The sequence below is a fragment of the Natrialba chahannaoensis JCM 10990 genome, from assembly GCF_000337135.1.
GTDB classification, from domain to species: domain Archaea; phylum Halobacteriota; class Halobacteria; order Halobacteriales; family Natrialbaceae; genus Natrialba; species Natrialba chahannaoensis.
On the sequence record NZ_AOIN01000092.1, the window covers coordinates 137566 to 155762 of the forward strand.

At 60.2% G+C, this 18197-nt stretch carries 15 protein-coding genes and 1 pseudogene; 7 read left to right on the forward strand and 9 right to left on the reverse strand.

The features are described 5' to 3' along the window. Nucleotides 1–192: 192 nt before the first annotated feature. On the forward strand, nt 193–2673 hold the full coding sequence (locus C482_RS17270) for a DNA topoisomerase I (protein WP_006169072.1): 2481 nt from the start codon (nt 193–195) through the stop codon (nt 2671–2673). Between the two features lie 23 nt (nt 2674–2696). On the opposite strand, the gene C482_RS17275 is transcribed toward C482_RS17270, so the two are convergent. The 4 genes from C482_RS17275 to C482_RS17290 form a co-directional block, all read right to left on the reverse strand. Then, entirely contained in the window at nt 2697–3464 is a 768-nt protein-coding gene (locus C482_RS17275; protein WP_006169073.1) for a TlpA family protein disulfide reductase, read from the reverse strand. A gap of 292 nt (nt 3465–3756) precedes the next feature. Then, a complete protein-coding gene (locus C482_RS17280) occupies nt 3757–4512 on the reverse strand; it encodes a thioredoxin domain-containing protein (protein ID WP_006169074.1) in 756 nt (251 codons plus the stop codon). 181 nt (nt 4513–4693) lie between these two features. Then, nucleotides 4694–5257, reverse strand: a complete 564-nt coding sequence (locus C482_RS17285) for a class I SAM-dependent methyltransferase (RefSeq protein WP_006169075.1) — start codon at nt 5255–5257, stop codon at nt 4694–4696. Between the two features lie 79 nt (nt 5258–5336). Beyond that, nucleotides 5337–6794, reverse strand: coding sequence for an aldehyde dehydrogenase family protein (locus tag C482_RS17290; RefSeq protein WP_006169076.1), 1458 nt, complete (start codon nt 6792–6794; stop codon nt 5337–5339). A gap of 604 nt (nt 6795–7398) precedes the next feature. Here C482_RS17290 and C482_RS20705 point away from each other — a divergent pair. Next, nucleotides 7399–7683 (forward strand): AbrB/MazE/SpoVT family DNA-binding domain-containing protein, encoded by a 285-nt coding sequence (locus tag C482_RS20705; protein ID WP_006169077.1) that lies wholly within the window; start codon nt 7399–7401, stop codon nt 7681–7683. Beyond that, entirely contained in the window at nt 7676–8143 is a 468-nt protein-coding gene (locus C482_RS17295; RefSeq protein WP_006169078.1) for a type II toxin-antitoxin system VapC family toxin, read from the forward strand. The genes C482_RS20705 and C482_RS17295 overlap by 8 nt, the downstream gene beginning before the upstream one ends. Before the next feature lie 121 nt (nt 8144–8264). Here C482_RS17295 and C482_RS17300 read toward each other — a convergent pair whose 3' ends face one another. Further along, complete coding sequence (locus C482_RS17300; protein ID WP_006169079.1) at nt 8265–8879, reverse strand: hypothetical protein; 615 nt, start codon at nt 8877–8879, stop codon at nt 8265–8267. Nucleotides 8880–8977: 98 nt separating this feature from the next. Then, complete coding sequence (locus C482_RS17305; RefSeq protein WP_006169080.1) at nt 8978–9250, reverse strand: antitoxin VapB family protein; 273 nt, start codon at nt 9248–9250, stop codon at nt 8978–8980. Between the two features lie 1118 nt (nt 9251–10368). Here C482_RS17305 and C482_RS17310 point away from each other — a divergent pair. Both C482_RS17310 and C482_RS17315 read left to right on the forward strand, forming a co-directional pair. Further along, nucleotides 10369–10644, forward strand: a complete 276-nt coding sequence (locus tag C482_RS17310; protein ID WP_006169081.1) for a ribbon-helix-helix domain-containing protein — start codon at nt 10369–10371, stop codon at nt 10642–10644. A 2-nt stretch (nt 10645–10646) separates the two neighbouring features. Then, nucleotides 10647–10931: a type II toxin-antitoxin system RelE family toxin gene (locus C482_RS17315; protein WP_006169082.1), complete on the forward strand. Its 285-nt coding sequence runs from the start codon at nt 10647–10649 to the stop codon at nt 10929–10931. A 45-nt stretch (nt 10932–10976) separates the two neighbouring features. Here C482_RS17315 and C482_RS17320 read toward each other — a convergent pair whose 3' ends face one another. Both C482_RS17320 and C482_RS17325 read right to left on the reverse strand, forming a co-directional pair. Further along, the gene (locus C482_RS17320) at nt 10977–12326 is read right to left on the reverse strand and encodes a hypothetical protein (RefSeq protein WP_006169083.1); all 1350 of its coding nucleotides are present in this window, start codon (nt 12324–12326) and stop codon (nt 10977–10979) included. Beyond that, nucleotides 12323–14491 carry an AAA family ATPase gene (locus C482_RS17325; protein WP_006169084.1) on the reverse strand — a complete coding sequence of 723 codons (2169 nt, stop codon included), beginning with the start codon at nt 14489–14491 and terminating at the stop codon, nt 12323–12325. The genes C482_RS17320 and C482_RS17325 overlap by 4 nt, the downstream gene beginning before the upstream one ends. 161 nt (nt 14492–14652) lie before the next feature. Here C482_RS17325 and C482_RS17330 point away from each other — a divergent pair, with 161 nt between their 5' ends. Then, nucleotides 14653–15333 (forward strand): LysE family translocator, encoded by a 681-nt coding sequence (locus tag C482_RS17330; protein ID WP_006169085.1) that lies wholly within the window; start codon nt 14653–14655, stop codon nt 15331–15333. 238 nt (nt 15334–15571) lie between these two features. Here C482_RS17330 and C482_RS17335 read toward each other — a convergent pair whose 3' ends face one another. Continuing rightward, entirely contained in the window at nt 15572–16243 is a 672-nt protein-coding gene (locus C482_RS17335) for an HD domain-containing protein (RefSeq protein WP_006169086.1), read from the reverse strand. A 451-nt stretch (nt 16244–16694) separates the two neighbouring features. On the opposite strand from C482_RS17335, the pseudogene C482_RS22905 reads away from it, so the two are divergent. Continuing rightward, a pseudogene (locus C482_RS22905) lies at nt 16695–18197 on the forward strand (S8 family serine peptidase); the annotation flags it as partial.

The window sequence follows — 18197 nt, forward strand, 5'->3', positions numbered from 1 at the left end:
CCATCAGAGATGTGTATAAGAGACAGACCTACGCGCACGCGAGCGCATCGCCCGCGTATCGCACGCACACCCGCGCAGTCTGCCGATTTTGGCGAAAGCGTTATCAAATCCTCAGTCGTAGCCAGCGAGTATGACCGAGACTCGACCAGTCGGACTCGAGTACACCGCGCCTGATCGAGGGGGTGATCGGCGGTGGAGCTGATTATTACGGAGAAGGACAACGCCGCGCGGCGGATTGCGGATATCCTCTCTGGCGGAACGTACGATTCGAGCCGCGAAAACGGCGTCAACGTCTACGAGTGGGGCGGCAAGCGCTGCGTGGGCCTCTCGGGCCACGTCGTCGGCGTCGACTTCCCGTCCGAATACTCGGACTGGCGGGACGTCGAACCCGTGGAACTCATCGATGCGAGCATCGAGAAGACGGCGACGAAGGAGAACATCGTCGCCACGCTCCGCATCCTCTCGCGGAAGGCGACCCGCGTCACTATCGCGACTGACTACGACCGGGAGGGTGAACTCATCGGGAAGGAGGCCTACGACATCGTCCGCGAGGTCGACGAAGAGGTGCCAATCCACCGCGTTCGGTTCTCCTCGATTACGGAGAACGAGGTGCAGGACGCGTTCGACGAGCCAGACGAACTCGACTTCGACCTGGCCGCGGCGGGCGAAGCGCGTCAGATCATCGACCTTGTCTGGGGGGCTGCACTCACGCGTTTCCTCTCGCTCTCTGCGGGCCAGCTTGGAAACGACTTCATCTCGGTTGGCCGTGTGCAGTCGCCGACGCTCAAGCTGATGGTTGACCGCGAGCGCGAGATTGAGGCGTTCGATCCGGAGGACTACTGGGAGCTTGTGGCTGACGTAGCCAAGGGTGAGGAAGCGTTCGAGGCCCAGTACTTCTACCGCGACGAGGACGGTAACGAGGCCGAGCGCGTCTGGGAGGAAGCCGTCGCCGAGGACGTCTTCGAGACGCTCTCCCAGCGCGACACGGCGACCGTGGTCGACGTCAACCGGCGCACCCGAACCGACTCGCCGCCCGCGCCGTTCAACACGACCCAGTTCATCCGGGCGGCCAGTGCGCTCGGCTACTCCGCGAAACGCGCCATGTCCATCGCGGAGGACCTCTACACTGCGGGCTACATCACGTACCCGCGAACGGACAACACCGTCTACCCAGACGATCTCGACCCCGAGGAACTGCTCGACGACTTCGTCGGCCACCCGACGCTCGGCGAGTCTGCCGAGTCGCTCCTCGAGGCCGACGAGATCGAACCCACAGAAGGTGACGAGGAGACGACCGACCACCCGCCAATTCATCCGACCGGCGAGATTCCCTCCCGCGGCGACGTGAGCGACGACGAGTGGGAGGTCTTCGAACTCGTCGTCCGTCGATTCTACGCGACGGTTGCCGAAGCCGCCATCTGGGAGCACCTCAAGGTCGTCGCCGAGGTCGCAGCCCACCGGCTCAAGGCAAACGGCAAGCGCCTCGACAAAGCTGGCTACCACGACGTCTACCCGTACTTCAGCACCACGGAGAACTACGTCCCCGACGTCTCGGAAGGCGAGGAGATCACGATCACGGACGTCGAACTCGAGGACAAACAGACCCAGCCACCCCGACGGTACGGCCAGTCGCGGCTCATCGAGACCATGGAGGACATGGGCATCGGGACGAAGTCGACTCGCCACGAGACGATTCAGAAGCTCTACGACCGGGGCTACATCGAGAGCGATCCGCCGCGGCCGACCAAGCTCGCGATGGCCGTCGTCGAGGCCGCCGAGAACTACGCCGACCGCGTCGTCTCGGAGGACATGACGGCTCAGCTCGAACAGGACATGGACGCCATCGCTTCGGGCGAGGCCGGACTCGAGGACGTGACCGACGAGTCCCGCGAGATGCTCGCGGAAATCTTCGCGAATCTTGCGGACTCGCGCGACGAGATCGGTGACCACCTCCGGAAGTCGCTCAAGGACGACAAGCGACTTGGTCCGTGTCCGGAGTGTGGGGAGGACCTTCTCGTCCGCCGGAGTCGCCACGGCTCGTACTTCATCGGCTGTGACGGCTATCCCGACTGTGAGAACACGCTACCGCTGCCCTCGACGGGGAAGCCGCTCATCCTCGACGAGGAGTGTGCAGACCACGGCCTGAACGAGGTCAAGATGCTCGCCGGCCGGCAGACGTTCGTTCACGGCTGCCCACTGTGTAAGGCCGAAGACGCTGGCGAGGGGCCGGTGCTCGGCGACTGCCCAGAATGCGGGGACGAACACGGCGGCGAACTCGCTGTCAAGACACTCCAGAGTGGCTCTCGACTCGTCGGCTGTACGCGTTACCCCGACTGTGAGTACTCGCTGCCGCTGCCCCGCCGCGGCGAGATCGAGGTCACCGAGGAGTACTGTGGCGAGCACGACCTGCCCGAACTGGTTATCCACAGTGGCGACGAACCGTGGGAACTCGGCTGTCCGATCTGTAACTACCAGGAGTTCCAGGCACGCGAGAGCGAGAGCGGCTCCGATCTCGAGTCGCTTGACGGCGTCGGTGCGAAAACAGTCGAGAAACTCGCAGCAGCGGGTATTGAGAGTCTCGACGACCTGACCGATGCCGATCCCGATTCGATCGCCGAAGACGTCGACGGCGTCAGCGCAGACCGAATCAGAAACTGGCAGGCGAGCGCGTAAGTGGCCGGTTGCCTGCGGCCGCGCTAGTCGTCTGTTTCTTTTCCCTCGACACCGTCGGTCTCTTCATTTTCCAGACTATCCTCGCTCTCATCGACCTCGTCTGTGGTCTCATCTTCACTATCCTCGCTGTCCGATTCCTCGCCGTCCGACTCCTCCACCTCCGAATCCGTCCCTGACGGCTCCTCTTCGGCATCGTCAGCACCATCGGCCGCCTGTGTCCGCTCTTGGTACTCGTCGAGCACCGGTGCAGCGCCGTAGTAGATCCGCCTCGCGCCAAGGACACCGTTCTTGTGCCAGTGTTTCTCCCCGTTCTCGTCGATGACGATGATCACCGGATAGCCGGCCACCCGGTAGGTCACGCCGAGTGTCCGTCCCGGGTCGTGGCCGAGGTACCAGTTGCCGTCGTGTTCGTCCCACCACTCGCGTAACTCGTCTTCCGATCGGTTCGAGGTGATCGAAACGACGGTAACGTCGTCGCCGTACTCTTCGTGCAGCTGATCGCTCGCCTCCCGAAGGTTCGGCATTAACGCCTGACAGTTGCCACAGCTCGGCGCGAAGAACATCGCGACGGTGACGCCATCGTTTGGCACCTCGAGTGTTCCCTCCTCGCTGCCAGTCGCGTCAATTGTCTCGAGTACGATCGGGCCGCCGCTGTCGTCGGAATCTGTGTCACCGCTCGAATCCGCCGCTGGCGGTTCGTCTCTGACAGGAAGGCCGCGCCAGAGAACGCCGACAGCGCCGGCGAGGATGCCGAGACTGCCGACGCCTGCGATGAGATCACGCCGGCGCATTCGTTCTCACCTCCAGAGCTTGTGAGTTCGATGGCGAGTTCGAGATCGAGCCGACTCGAGAGGGACGACTGAATCGGTGCGGGGAGTGAGCGTATCCCAGCGCGGCGGACCGCCGGGTCATCATAGGCGACAGTACGGGTTCCAGGAAAATGGGTGCACTGGTTTGGGCGACGAATTCCGGCTTGCAATCGTTCTGGCGTGTCTGGTCCGTGATGTCGTCTTCGAAAGCACCGTTCTCTGTACTGAATTCGGCCCTGCCAGCCCTCCACCAGCTGGCCCGGCCTTGCCAGCATTACTCGTCCGCCTCGAGTGCCGATCGTGCTGCGCTCACGTAGCTCCCAGTCGCTGTCCCACCGTTGTTCTCCCACTGAGCCTCGCCCGCGCTGTCGATGATTCGGGTGGCTGGGGCGCTCCGAACATCGTAGTAGTCAAAGAGTGCTCCGTCCGCATCGATGCCGACCGTCCAGTTGCCGTCGTGTTCGGCCCACCACTCGCCGAGTTCCGCCTCAGTCGGTGTTGCCCCTGACACACCACTGACGACTGAGATGACAGTGAGTTCCTCGCCTCGGCCGACGGTGTACTCGAGTTGGGACGCAGTTTCGGTGCCGTCCTCGCTGTTGCTGTCGCTAGCGCTGTCGGTGTCGCTATCACCGTTGGTTCCGTTTTCGGCGTCGTCTGAACTCGAGTCAGTGTCTCCACCTGCGTCCGGGTCCGCATCGTCTGCCTCCTCGTTGTCACTCTCGGCGAGCAAGCGCTCGCGGGCGTTTCCGATCGTCTCGAGGAGCCCCTCACTGGTCGGACAGTGGAGTCGGGTGAAGTTGATGAGGACGACACCGTCAGTGGGGATCGTCAGGGTTCCAGCCTCGCTGCCAGGGCCGTCGGCGGTCGTGATGTCGATTGGGAGTGATGGTGAATCTGTGCCAGCGGCGGGAGGATCATCATCAGTCGGCTCATCGGAGTCCTGGCCGTCGAGACAGCCTGAGAGGGTCGCCATTACGAGTCCTGCCGTTCCAGCGGTGAGCTCACGGCGCGTTGGCGTTTCTGTCATCGCTGTGGCCCACCATCCGTTCGTGCGGGATCGAACTGTCGCCCTGACCAGTCGTCGTCGGCTCCATCGAGCGGTGGCCGTCGGTACATAGCTGGCAATAGGTCAGCGATAGGCAAAGAGTCGTGGGTTCGAACTGTGGCGTGTAAACTCGCGGTGCAGTGTGTGAACCCGTGAAATGGTGCTACCGGTCAGGTGCGTGGGCCACGCACGTGTAGGTTTCCAGGCGGTCGGTCGCCCGCCGGATCGAAAATCCGGCGTCCTGTAGCTGCGAGACCGCATCGCCAAGGGCGAATCGCTCCGTTAGCGGCGGGCCGGATGCCTGCTCCCCGGTTGCAGACCAGTCGACTGTGACGAGGCGGCCGCCGGGTTTGAGCACTCGGGCGAGTTCGGATAGACTGTCGTCGCTCGCGAACTCGTGGTACGTATCGACCGAGAAGGCAGCGTCGAGGCTGTCGTCGGCAAGTGGGAGGTCGTCGGTGTTCGCGTGGAGTGTGTCGACGTTCTCGGGAAGGCCCTTCTCACGGTAGAACTCGTGCATCTCGGCCTGTACGTCGATCGCGTAGAGCGTGTCGACGTACGGGGCAACGTCGTCGGCGAAGAACCCCGTTCCGCTACCGAGATCGGCAACGACGTGTTTGTCGCATGGTTCGAGCAGCGAGAGCAGTTCCTCGCGTGAACACCAGCGGTAGCGACTCGCGTCCTCGAGTGCAGGTGCGCGCTCGGGGTCGAAGGTATGAAAACCCATACCTCTCGTTCGCGGGTGGAAGGTATGATTGCTGTGGCGCGGACTTGTGTTCAGTGGTTGGCCGGTCGGGGTGGAGCACTCACTCTCGCTCGTCGAGGTTCACTGTGATCGTCTTCGTCTGCAAGTACGAGTCGAGCGCCTCGAGTCCCTTCTCACGGCCGATCCCGCTCGTTTTCATCCCACCGAACGGTGTCTCGACCGACCCGCCGAACCACTCGTTGACGTAGACGTTGCCAGCCTCGACCCGGCGAGCCATCGACAGCGCCTGTTTTACGTCGTTCGAGAAGACGCCCCCAGTCAGCCCGAAGTCAACGCCGTTCGCGATCTCGATCGCCTCCTCGCGGTCGGCGAACGGAATCACCGTCAGCACCGGCCCGAAGATCTCTTCCTGGGCGATCCGAGACTGTGGATCGACATCAGTGAAGATCGTCGGCTCGACGAAATAGCCGTCGACCTCGAGTGACTCGCCACCCGCCGCGAGTGTCGCGTCTGACTCGCGGGCCACGTCGATGTACTCGAGTACCGACTCGTAGTGGGCCTTGTGATTGAGCGGGCCCATGTCGGGGTCGTCGACGCCGGGGCCGAGGTCGGTTGACTCGGCACGGTCGACGAGACGGTCGACGATCTCGTCGTAGACGGATTCGTGGACGAGCGCGCGGTCAGTTGCCGAGCAGATCTGCCCCGCGTTGGTGAAGATACCCGTTCCGATCCAGAAGGCGGCCTCGTCGAGGTCGGCATCGGGCATCACGATGGCTGGGTTCTTCCCGCCGAGTTCGAGCGTGACGGGTGTAATGGTCTTTGCAGCGGACTCCATGACCGCCTGGCCGGTGGCGACGCTGCCAGTGAACGTGAGCGCGTCGACATCCTCGTGTGCGGAGAGAGCCGCGCCGGGTTCGCTGCCGCCGGGGACGACATTGAATACGCCGTCCGGGAGACCGGCCTCGCGGCACAGTTCGGCGAGGTGGAGTGCCGAAAGCGGCGTTGTGGGGGCGGGTTTTGCGACGACGGTGTTACCCGCGACGATGGCTGGCGCGACGCCGCGAGCGGTCAGGTTCAGCGGGAAGTTCCACGGGATGATCTGGCCGCTGACGCCGTAGGGCTCGCGCGAGGTGACGATGAGCGAGTCCTCATCGGTTGGAACCTGGCTGCCCTCGAGTTTGTCTGCCGCGCCGGCGTAGTACTCGAAAAACCGGGCTGCACCCTCGACATCGCTACGGGCCTGGGCGAGTGGCTTGCCCTGATCGGAGCTCTCGAGTTGTGCGAGGTCGTCGGCATTGTCACGGATGATGTTGGCGATGCGGGTTGCGATCCGTCCGCGTTCGTCTGGGGCGGTCGAGCGCCATTCGGTGGCTGCCTTGCAGGCGGCTGCAACGGCCTGGTCGACGTCGTCGGCGCTGGCTGCATCGATCGTCGTGATCGGGTCGTCCGTCGCGGGATCAGTGGTCGTGAACTGGTCGTCGCCCGCCGAGCGGACGAACTCGCCGCCGATGTGCGGGCCGTAGCTGTCGTACAGGATCGAGTCGGGTGCTGGTGTCATGGGTGTCGTCTGTCGGTCGGTGTGCACTGGCTCGCGACGGAGTATTACGTCGGCTGAGCCGTCGTCTCTAGGATGGGTGACGGGTTACATAATTGCTGGTGTGTGATTTCGGAGAGAATAACCAGATATGGTTTCATTCCTGGGGAGAAATCGATCAATGTCACTTAGTATGGTTACGTCATCGCGGACACCAACCCTGTTCTCAGCGCTCGGTTCCCCGGTTCGGTAGCAGTAGTAGTGCTGGTAGACATTCTGTCCGGAATACTGTCAGCAGTTGCTGCCCTCTCCTGTCTCACGATGTCAACCGTCATTACACTGGGATTAACGGTTGCAATTCTTCAGTGTGCAATCAACACGATTGTAGCAACGACATTTGTGTTTACATTGCCTGTTGCCAGCGAGTGAACCAACGAGGAGGCTATAGTAGCCACTGAACGTCAGTGCACACCCAATCGCACGGAGGCTGCGCGATTGGTGTGTACACAGTTTCAGTTGTTACTATATAGAGAAACGGCACGATTGCGTCACGGACCGCGTGGACCGTCGTGTGCCAGTATGGCTGCTGAGCAAAACAGTTATCCACAATCCCACCATAGGTGGGAATATGGTGACGGTAGATACGAAAGGGCGGATCGTCCTCCCACAGAAACTGCGAGAACGGCTTGGGATTACGCCGGGAAGCGAGGTCGAAATTCGCGAAGAGGACGGTGACCTGATTGTCGAACCGGAGGACAATCCCGAACAGATTATCGAGCGGATGGAACAACTCGTTGCGGAGACAGCATCCGAACACGGCGAGACGACGCCACTTGACGAGGGTGTCGATCCAGTGGCCAAAAAGCACAGAGATGTGGTCCGCCGGGGTGCGGAGCGAGAGTGCGATGAGTGACGCGGGTGGACCGTATCTGTTTGACGTTGGCGTCATTGCCCTCGCGCACACGGACGCCCCAGTTCGCGAAGCTGCACTCTCGTACGTTCGAGACGCAATCGCTGGCGAAATCGACGCTATCGTCCCGTACCCTGCGCTGTTCGGTGCACACACTGTACTCACGACATACTACGGACGGTCGAACGCGGAAGCCTCCCGGCTGTTAGAAAATTTGCTGGACGCGAAGCGAATTCACTGGTATGACCGGTTACCAGAGGGAGTTGTCCGTGGCGGATTTGAGCGTGCACGCGCGGCGAATATCAATGGCTGGGACGGCTACTACGCGCAGGTAGCGATTGCGGAAGGAGCGAACACGATCGTAACGATCGACCACGATTTCGAGCAGTTCGATGCGTTTGAGACCGAGATTATTCTCTCACCCGCCGAGTTCCGTGAACTGAATCGGTTTCTCGAGGGGTGACGCAATGCGCGTCACCACAGTGGTTCTCGGGAGGCAGCCATACGCCGGGTCATTCCAATAGTGCGTTCAGTACCGGTGGCGCTGCTGCACGGTTCGAACCTCGTGCTGGAAGTGACCCGCCTCAGAGAGACTCTTCCGTGACAGTGCCGTTGGAGTAGTGAACCGGGCGCTCTTCGTGCAAGGCGGCGCAGCCGGGCTCGGGATCACTGGTTGAATAGCCGCAGCCTCGGAACTCGTGGTCGAGGTACCGTTCGGTCCGCATCGCATCTGCTGCATCAGGATACGGGGTGTCGAACTCCACTCTGTAGATGATTCGGCCGGGACACTCGTCGGATTCGATCGTCGTATTGTGCGTTTCGACCCATACCCGGTATGCCGCGACGGTCGCATCCTCCGGTGTGGTCCGGCGTATTTCGGCCGAGACTTCGGTGTCTATCGAGGTGTCGTTGATTGTGCTGACCCACACCCCAGCACTGCTCGATTTCGAGTATGCGGACACGTCGTCGTGACACCCCGCCTTGAGAATTTCGACGGACTCTATCTCGGGATCTGGTGGTGTCTCGTCCAGAATCGACAGTCCGCCGACAGCGAGAGCGCCGAGGGCAAAACTACCGACGATTGCGACACCCAGCAGGAAGGGTAGTGGAACAGATCCGCCCCACCTGGATAGCCTCGATTCTGTGGGATCCTCCCAGTCGGTTTCGTGTGTGTTTTCTTTCCTCCCGGAAACGTCCATTGTGTTACCGACATCGGTGGGAAATTAAAAGACCACCGTTTAGTTCTCGTTTCAGCAGATATGCGGTTTTACTGGAATAGTTGATGAGGGACGTTGCATCACGTTGTCTCATCGTCTGTCTCTGCTGGCTCGGCAAGTGCTTCTCGCTGTCGTGTGGAAAGCCCCGTGCTTGTCTGGCTCCGAGAGCTCTCGACGATCTGTTCGAGTTCGTCGGCTTCGTTGTCGGGGAGTGCTCCAGACCACTCACGCGAATTGACAGTCGTTTCCTCAAGGAGGCGGAGCACGAGGTCGCTAACGCTTTCATCCTCTCGTTTCCGAGCTTCCAGTTGTTCGTATACGTCCTCTCGAAGACTGATCGTCTTCGTCTCCACGTTCTTTGTAGTCAACAGCTACTAGTACAAATCCGTTGTTGCTGATTTCGCCCCTGGACTGTCGAAACGGTACCCCAACTACTGTGAGAGAGTCACAGCGGTTCGCTTGGTGGTGACCGCAAAAACTCCACACAAGGTTGTCTCGAAGTTATATTCGGACGAACAGTACTCGAGTGCTCGCGAATGTTGTACCGACGATAGACGTAGTGGGCACCTGCCCCCTCTAGTTGAATAGTTGATATAAGACGTCACAGGCCAACAATTAGAACGGAAGGCACCAATAAGGGTACGAAAACCCCGGATGGTGATGACATTCGAGGCATGGCTTCTAAGCCACCTGGCTTCGTTACCATGATTGCACACATTCTACCGGGATATAAACGTCCTGCACGACAGCGGAATCGCCATACTACGTCTCCAACGCAGACAGTGCTGACTGTCTCGTTCGACGTGTCCAACGTGCTTGTGGGTGAGACCGATGTGTGAGCAGTCGGACGAGGACGACACCACCACCACTAACGCCACTACCACCGCCAGCAACGGCGACACCAACGCCGACACTGATCCACCCAACACACTCACACCCTGCCCGCGCTGTGACACACCCGTCACCACCGTCAGCGCCATCGGCCCTACCGACGCCATCGTCGGCCCTGCGGCTGTCGCGTCGCGCCCGGACTGCTCGCACGGAAGCGAGAGGAGCGACGGAAACGACGGGAACGGCGACGCAAGCGAGGCCAGCACGATCAACAGGACCCACACAACCACACGACCAACGGGACTAGCGAGTCCACCCTCTGCGAGACCCAACACCGCAAGGGTACTCGAGTCCCGTCGGTCAGCCGGACTCTCGGGTGTGGCGACAGTCTCCGGTCCCCGGAACCACCACAATTCGGGACCGCCTTCGCATCACCACCGATCACAACCACCACCACGACGCCCATCCTACTCCGTCGACACTGATATCGACGGTGGGAGACCGGCCCAAAAACGGGACTTGAGTGAGACTGCAAAATCACGAGCGGAATCGGGTGGCCTCAACCAGAGGCTGTCGTGGAGATTCGGACGCTAAATTTAGTGTACCAACGCTTATACAGACGCGGGTGTAACACGCTCGTATGTCGAGTACAGATACAAACAACGGGGAAGACCCAGACAAGACAAATATTAACATCCGGCTCACCGAGACGTTTCTCGAAGATATCGACGCCACGTGGACGGATGAGGGATACAACAGCCGAAGCGAATTCATTCGCGACGCACTTCGGGATGCGGTCCGACACCCGGAGCTAACACGACAGAGTTGGAAGGAAATCGCAGCCGTCGAACACGCACGGCGAACGGGCGATAGCGAGACGTTTAGCCGAGACGAGATTCGTGGTGACGAGGAGTAGGAATGAGTAGCGAGGACCGGCAGTGGCAATTTCAGAGACCCGCGAAACGAACATACGACGATCTCGAAACGCATGCACAGGACCGTATTGTAGACAAACTCGACGAAATCATAACCGATCAGTGGCGTGACCCCGACGATTATCTCGAGCCACTGACCGGCGTCCCACATTCAAAACTTCGGATCGGTCAATTTCGGCTCGGGGTAGAGTGCAATCACACCGAGAAGCTGCTGGATATCTACACCATCGAACGACGGAGCGGTGCGTACAAACCCGGTGACGACTGAGGCTAGCCGTAAAACGATTTCCGGAGCCCGAATTCTAATTCCTACTCAGAGAATCTGCTCCAGAACCGACGCCAGTTCTGTCTCGAGTTCAGACGCCTGCAAAATCGTGATCTCGTTATCCGACTGCGCAGCGAGCGGCTGCGTCTGTGCGTCCAGATCCTGCACGACGAGCAGGCCGTTCCACCCAGTCCCGAAATACGACCCGTCGTCGTCAGTTCCGAACACAAACTCGTCGTCAACCCGTAGGAAGGCGAGGTACTCGAGTGTCTCTTTGATCCCGCGACGAATCGTATCGGTGTTCGTGCTGTTTTTGACCTCGGTGATGAGGTACTCGTGTTCATTGGTCTCCTCAGAGATTATCTCGAGAACGATCACGTCAGGCCGTCCGGTGTGGTTCTCGAACTCCTTGCCGAGGTAGTCACCGGCAACATCCTGTGCGACTCGCTGGACCGTATCCGAGCGCCCGAGTTCTTCCCGGTCTGCATCCGGTTCGGAGATGAACGAAAGGTTGCGGTCTCGTGCCGAGTTGTCGTGGTAGAGGACGAACTCTTTCGACCCGTCGATGCGAGCGACTTCCTGTCGATCGGAGGCGATCGTCTTGAACTGGGCTTGCTCGTTTCGGAGCTGCTCTAGTGTTGCGACGAATTGGAAGAGCACGTAGAGTTCGAACAGCGCGTGCTCGTCGTCCGGCGTGATCGCCGTCTCGTCGAGCAGTGACCGGATCTCCTCAGTATCGCCCTGGAAGATGTTGGTCCGACTCCGAAGCAGCGAAGCCGCCTCGCGGTAAATCTCCTGGCGCGACTGCGACGCAGTCGTGAGCATGCGCTCGGTTGGCTCGTAGGCTTTTGGCTCCCGAATACGGCGAACGTGGACGTTACGCTCGACGACCCGTTGCAGGTCATCGATCAACTGCTCGTTGTCGCCCCAGGTCTCCTGAACCCAGGTGTAGTTATCCTTGAGAAGTGGGTCTGCCTCTCGAAGCGTGCGGTGAATTATCGCCAGCAACTTCTTGAGGACGAGGTTCTCGGGGATGTCGTAGTTCTCAGAGCGGTTATCGCAGACGAACAGTGATCCATCTCGTGGGTTCTGGGTGTGGCGCTTCTTGATCGTCCGCCCCCAGTTGACGTGCCCGTTCACGGTCCCTCGATGTGTTTGTGACACGGTGCTCGTCTCCGTACGGATGCTGCGGAGTCGTCTGGGAAGTTTTTGGACGAATTCGATGACATCCGATTTGAGAATGAAGTGCAGGTCAAGCAGTAGTTCGTAGTCCTCGAATCGCTCGTCTAGCTGCGAGGGCGAGATCGTCTGCGCGAGTTCGCGCTCGGGAAACGCCCCCTGCATCACGTACGTGAGGATGTCCTCCGACAGTTCGTCGAGGAGTTCGTCCCTGTTCATACCGGCTCGGACTCGGTGAGCGTCACTTGAAGCATATCACGCGCAGCAGTCCCGAGCAAGTCCTCATCGATCTCACCGACTGACGCAAGTTGCCGAACGATCTGTTCGCGTTTCGGCACGCCCTCGAGTTGCGGGAAGACGTAGCTAATGACTGCCTGCGTCAGCGCCGTCGAGAGTGAGCCGTTCGCGTGTCGACTCACGTGCTGGTAGAGGTCTTTGACGATTGCCGGGCCAATCGACCGGTCGTCGATCGTCGTGTTCGTCGTCCGCCAGACTCGGGCAACTGCCATCGCCTCTCTGCGGTCCCACTCGAGACCCCACGTCCCGACGTACGCGTGCATGAGCCGTTCGAGTTCATCGATTGCATCACCCGACTCGCCTTCAGGAAGCGCCGGAACCGGAATACGGATGAAGGCGAACCGGCGCATGAACGCGTAGCTCATCTCGTAGAGCGAGGTTTTGTCGTAGGTGTTCATCGTGGCTAGCAGTCGCCAGGAACGAGGCATCACGTATTCGTTCGAGGCCAGTTCACGGGCACCGGTGTACTGCTCGGCAGGCAACACACGAACCTCTCGGTCGTCCTGTTCGAACGGAAGTTGCACTTCCTGGCCCGAGAAGACCGTAAACAGCTGTCCGAACGCCTTGTCGATGTCGGCGCGATTGATCTCGTCGATGACCAGCACCTCGTTTCGCTGTTCGTCGTTTCGCTTGAACCGACGAAGCACCAGCCCTGGTCTGAATTCGAGTTCGCCAGAGCCAGTCGACGACGGCATGTGTCCGCCGACAGTATCGAAGGTCGACCAGTCGGCTGTCGCCGTGGATATTTTGGAGCCGGTGACTTCATCGTGCGTGTCTACGAGCGCCTGTCCAACGTTCTGCGCGATTTCCGTTTTTCCGGTCCCCGGTGGCCCCGTAAAGATGACGTGCTTCCCGGCGTCGAGTGCGGCGGTGACGTCTTCGACGATCGACCTCGCGAGTTCGTCCGGGAAGTGTAGATCAGCGAGAACGTCCTCCTGTGAGAGATCGATCGTTGGCGACGACTCGACAAGTGTACGCTCTCGCTCGCGGTCGTGAGCGTGTAGCTTCTCGAGGAGTTTCTGACCGTTCGACTGGCTTGGCCCCCACATATTGATATCGTTGAACGACACCCAGTCGAGATGATCAGCGGCGGCTTCGACAGGCAGCATATTCTGCAGAATAGCCTCGCATTCGATGGTGAGTTGTTCCGCTGACTTGCGGTGCTCTGGCCGGTTCTGGATGACCTGCTGATCACCCAGACAGAACGTCTCCTTGAATCCGAAGACGTGTTCGTAGACCACTTCCTCGTTGCTGTGTTCGTCGCGCCACCAGTATTCGGATTTCGTCGCCTTGTAGTCGCCGACGACACCGTAGCCGATGAGTCCCCAGTCTTTGTCCTCCTCGCCCTTCCCGTGTGAGCGGAAGAAGATTATGTCGTCTTCCTCGAGATCAGCCCACGTTCCACGCAGGTTGTCCGTGTTTCGAACACCCCAGACGTTTCGCCGGTAGGCCGTCAGGAAGTTCACTGGTTCCGAAAGTGCAACGTAGAACTCCCGCTCCGAAGACGATCCGAACAGTTCGTCGGGGTCCCGTGCGACGATGACATCGTCCCGACCGCTCAGACAATCGAGCAGGGCTGTAAACTCGTCGCGAGTCACGTGGTACTCCTGTATCGTCTGAGTGAGATCGTACAGACTCGCCTCTCCGTGACCATCGGCATCACGTCCGAACCGTTTCGGAAGCGATCGAAGTGCGACGCCACCGGCACTCGCGCTTTTTACGACGAATTCGATCGGCCGCTGGTAGGTGTGCGACGATGCACTCGAGAGCCCCGAGGAATTGTATTCCAATTCACCAACCTGTGCAATGGCCTCGACGGATGCATCGCCAAGAATAACGACGAAGTCACCCGCGCTCATGTGCGTCGTCCGGCCACCGACGAAGTAGCGGAGTTGTCCGGCTGTCGCCCCCTCATCGCTTTCGTACGCGCGTGAGACTCGACGCTTCACCGCCGATTTGTCGCTGAAATCGACTTCTGACGGTCCCCCGATGTCCCACCCGATCGTGACGACCGCCGGTGAGCGCTCGGCCCACTCCGCCCAGAGCCGCCCACGTTCTCCCGCCCGAAGAAGCCAGTAGTTCGCCATTGACACGCTGTTTACAGACAGCTGAGAAGAGTCTTTTTAGATGCGACTACATTAGACATTGAATTTGAGTCATGTTCAGGGGTGTCTGCCTTTCTGTCCGACCGCCGTACCAAGTTCGCTGTCCTTTTCACATTTCTACCCCTACTAGAACATGACTACACGTGCTCACTCTCGCAGGAACGCTCTTGGCGGGCGTCGTCTTCGGTATCGCCCTCGCAGCCCCGCCAGGACCGATGAACGCCATCATCGCCGAGGAGAGCGTCGTCCGCGGCTGGGCCGCCGGCTTCTGGGCCGGCCTCGGGGCCATGCTCGCCGACGTGCTCTTCTTCGTCCTCGTGCTCGCTGGCGTCGTCACTGTCATTGACCAGTACCCCGCCATCAGACCCGCACTCTACCTCGTTGGCGGAGTCCTCATGTGCTACTTCGCCGTCGGCGCGATCGAGGAAGCCAGAGCCGCCACCTCGTTCACCGACGGCGGTACCACCACCGCCAAGGGCTTCCGGAAAACGTTCGTCCTCTCGCTGACCAATCCCTACCAGATTGGCTTCTGGCTCACCGTTGGCGTGGGCCTTCTCCAGCCTGGCAGCCTCGACGTCTTCGCACACGTCCCCGCGATTGACTCCGCCCTCGCGGGCACCCTCGTCGTCCAGACCGGCTCACCCGCACTCTTACTCGGCTTCTTCAGCGGCATCGCGGTCTGGATCGTCGCCTACCCTGCGGGACTGGTTGCGGCGGGTCGCCGAGTCGACGCCCTTGCACCGACGATCGCAACGCTCAGCGCGGTCGTACTGGCGGGGTTCGGTGCGCTCTTTCTCGGTATCGGGGCGCTGAGTTTCCTGTAACCGCCGACGCTACTGCTTGACGTACTTCGGATCACGTCACCATGGGTACTCAAGTGCTGTTGCATGATTGCTGTGCGGTGGCTGTGTGGTAGCTGCATGGTCGCGTGGCTACTGCCGATAGTGGCCAGTAGTCGGATCGTAGTATCGTAGTAGCTGACCCCGGCTAGAACCGATCAGACACGAGTGTAGGTGCTGACGGCCAGAACAGTGCCGGAGGAGTTGCGAATCACCGCGCCAACTAGCCCATCCCGGCGATTTCGTCTTCGAGCCACTCGCTGAACCACTTTACGCGCTTCAGTCGTTGGTGAGCGATACCTTCGGCAGTCTCACTCTCGACGCGTGCGGCCGCACTGTAGCCGCGCTCGAGGACTCGGTCGACCATCTCGTCTGAGTCCATGTGCGTTCGAGCTTCGTAGCCCATCCGCAACAACATCAGGGCCGTGCCGTTCGCACCGACCTTATCGAGCAGATCGGCCTCGATCAGACACTGCGTCTCGAGTGCCACGTCGCTCAGGTCGCCCTGGTAGGAGTGTTGTTCGACGGCGCGACACACCTGTTGGATGAACGATTCGGGGTACTCACCGCGCGATTCTAGATACTCACGGGCAACGCGGGCACCGGCTTCGGCGTGGAGTTCCTGGTCGGTTTCGAGTTTCGCCACATCGTGAAAGAGGGCGGCGACGCGGGTGACGTCGACATCCGCGCCCTCTTTCTGGGCGATTTCGGTCGCGAGGTCGACCACGTTGAGGATGTGGTTGTGTCGGTACTCGGCAGAGTGCCATGGGTACCAACGCATCCGGCCACCCTCCTCTTCTTTCTCGACGCTAGCAGCAAGATACTCGAAGACGAACTGCTTCATCTCCTCGAACTCCGCGTCAGTAACCCTGCGTTCTTTTATTTCGACGCCCACGAGAGATCCCTCCGCAAGAGACGAACGATAGTCATTGACAGAATGTTCGGTCGTTTCGCTCTTTAGCCTTTGGTTCGGGAGAGAGACACATTCGCAGACGAGTGTGAGACCGATCAGTACCTGTTCCCTTCGGTGGTGTCCGATTCCGTCTCCGCTGCTCCGATCAGCTGACCACCGTTTCTCCCGCCCCCTCTTTCATCACCATCTCCGAGCTGTATAACAGTCCATCGGCAGTTAATTCCCTCCAATCACAGTCACAACAGTCACGGTGGTTGATTTTTCCACCAAGGATAGTAACTAGAAATATCCGATAATTATATCACCAATATCGTTATTGTAGTATTATGTATTCAGCATATGTGAAATACTAGATATCGTATGTATATTGGTGGAACGGTGCCACACACGCTGTGTGAACGGTGAAATAAATACAATCAAAGACAACTACCTAATGACAAACACACGGGAACAACTGACTGCCGTCTTGCTCACCGCCCTCATGGTGCTTTCGCTCGTCGCGATCGCTGGCACCGGGCTGGCAGGAGGTGCAGCCGCAGCTGACGGAATCGACACGCAAGCAGTCGACGATGAGACTCCAGCAACGATCGACCCCGCACTTGAGGAGGCGACCGGAACCGAACAAGTGTATGTCGTCCTTGATCAGTACGAGGGCGACCTGAGTGCCGATCGCGAACGCGCGATCGCACAACTCCAGGAGCATGCCGAGATGTCGCAGGCGTCCGTTACGGCGTCGCTCGACACCATGGCGAACGTGGACGTGATCAACGACTACTGGATCACGAACGCAATTCGCGCCGAAGTCGACGCGTCGGAAGTCGACACGGCCGAACTCGCCTCGATCGAGGGCGTCCAGTCGGTCGAGCTCCGACCCGACTATGAAGTCCCAGAACCGGAGCCATCCGTCGAGCCTGCCCTCGAATCTGACGACGATGAGTACACGTACGGTCTCGATCAGGTCAACGCCTCCGAGACCTGGGCAGACTTCGACACCCAGGGTGAGGACGTGAAGGTCGCTGTCCTTGATNGATGAGTACACGTACGGTCTCGATCAGGTCAACGCCTCCGAGACCTGGGCAGACTTCGACACCCAGGGTGAGGACGTGAAGGTCGCTGTCCTTGATACTGGCTTCGACGTCAGTCACCAGGATCTGGACCTCTACACCGAGGACCCGGACGATCCGACCTACCCAGGTGGCTGGGTCGAGATCGGCCCGGACGGTGAGCCGATCGAGGACTCGGAACCGCACGACACGCACTACCANGACGATCCGACCTACCCAGGTGGCTGGGTCGAGATCGGCCCGGACGGTGAGCCGATCGAGGACTCGGAACCGCACGACACGCACTACCACGGCACGCACGTCGGTGGCACGGTCGGCGCAGCCGCACCGGCTGACGACGACACGCCCGCCTACGGCGTCGCACCGAACGTCGACCTCCAGCACGGTCTCGTGCTGCCGGATGGTTCGGGCGCAGANGCCGCACCGGCTGACGACGACACGCCCGCCTACGGCGTCGCACCGAACGTCGACCTCCAGCACGGTCTCGTGCTGCCGGATGGTTCGGGCGCAGACTCCGACACCATCGCTGGCTTCGAGTACGCGGTCGAAGAGATGGACTCGGACGTAGTCAGCATGAGCTTCGGTGCCGGCTGTGGCCTCTTCGGTCCAGTCTACGAGGACGCCTGGATTCCCGCAATCCAGAACGCTAACGACATGGACGTCGTCGCAGTCACCTCCTCGGGTAACTCCGGCGAGGGCTGTGTCGGCTCGCCAGCGAACACCTACGACTCGTTCAGCATCGGTGCCTCGAACGAAGCCGGAGAGATCGCTGACTTCTCCAGCGGCAACACTATCGCCGCCGACAACTGGGACAACCCTGACCCAGCATGGCCCGACGAGTGGGTCAAACCAGACGTCTCCGCACCCGGCGA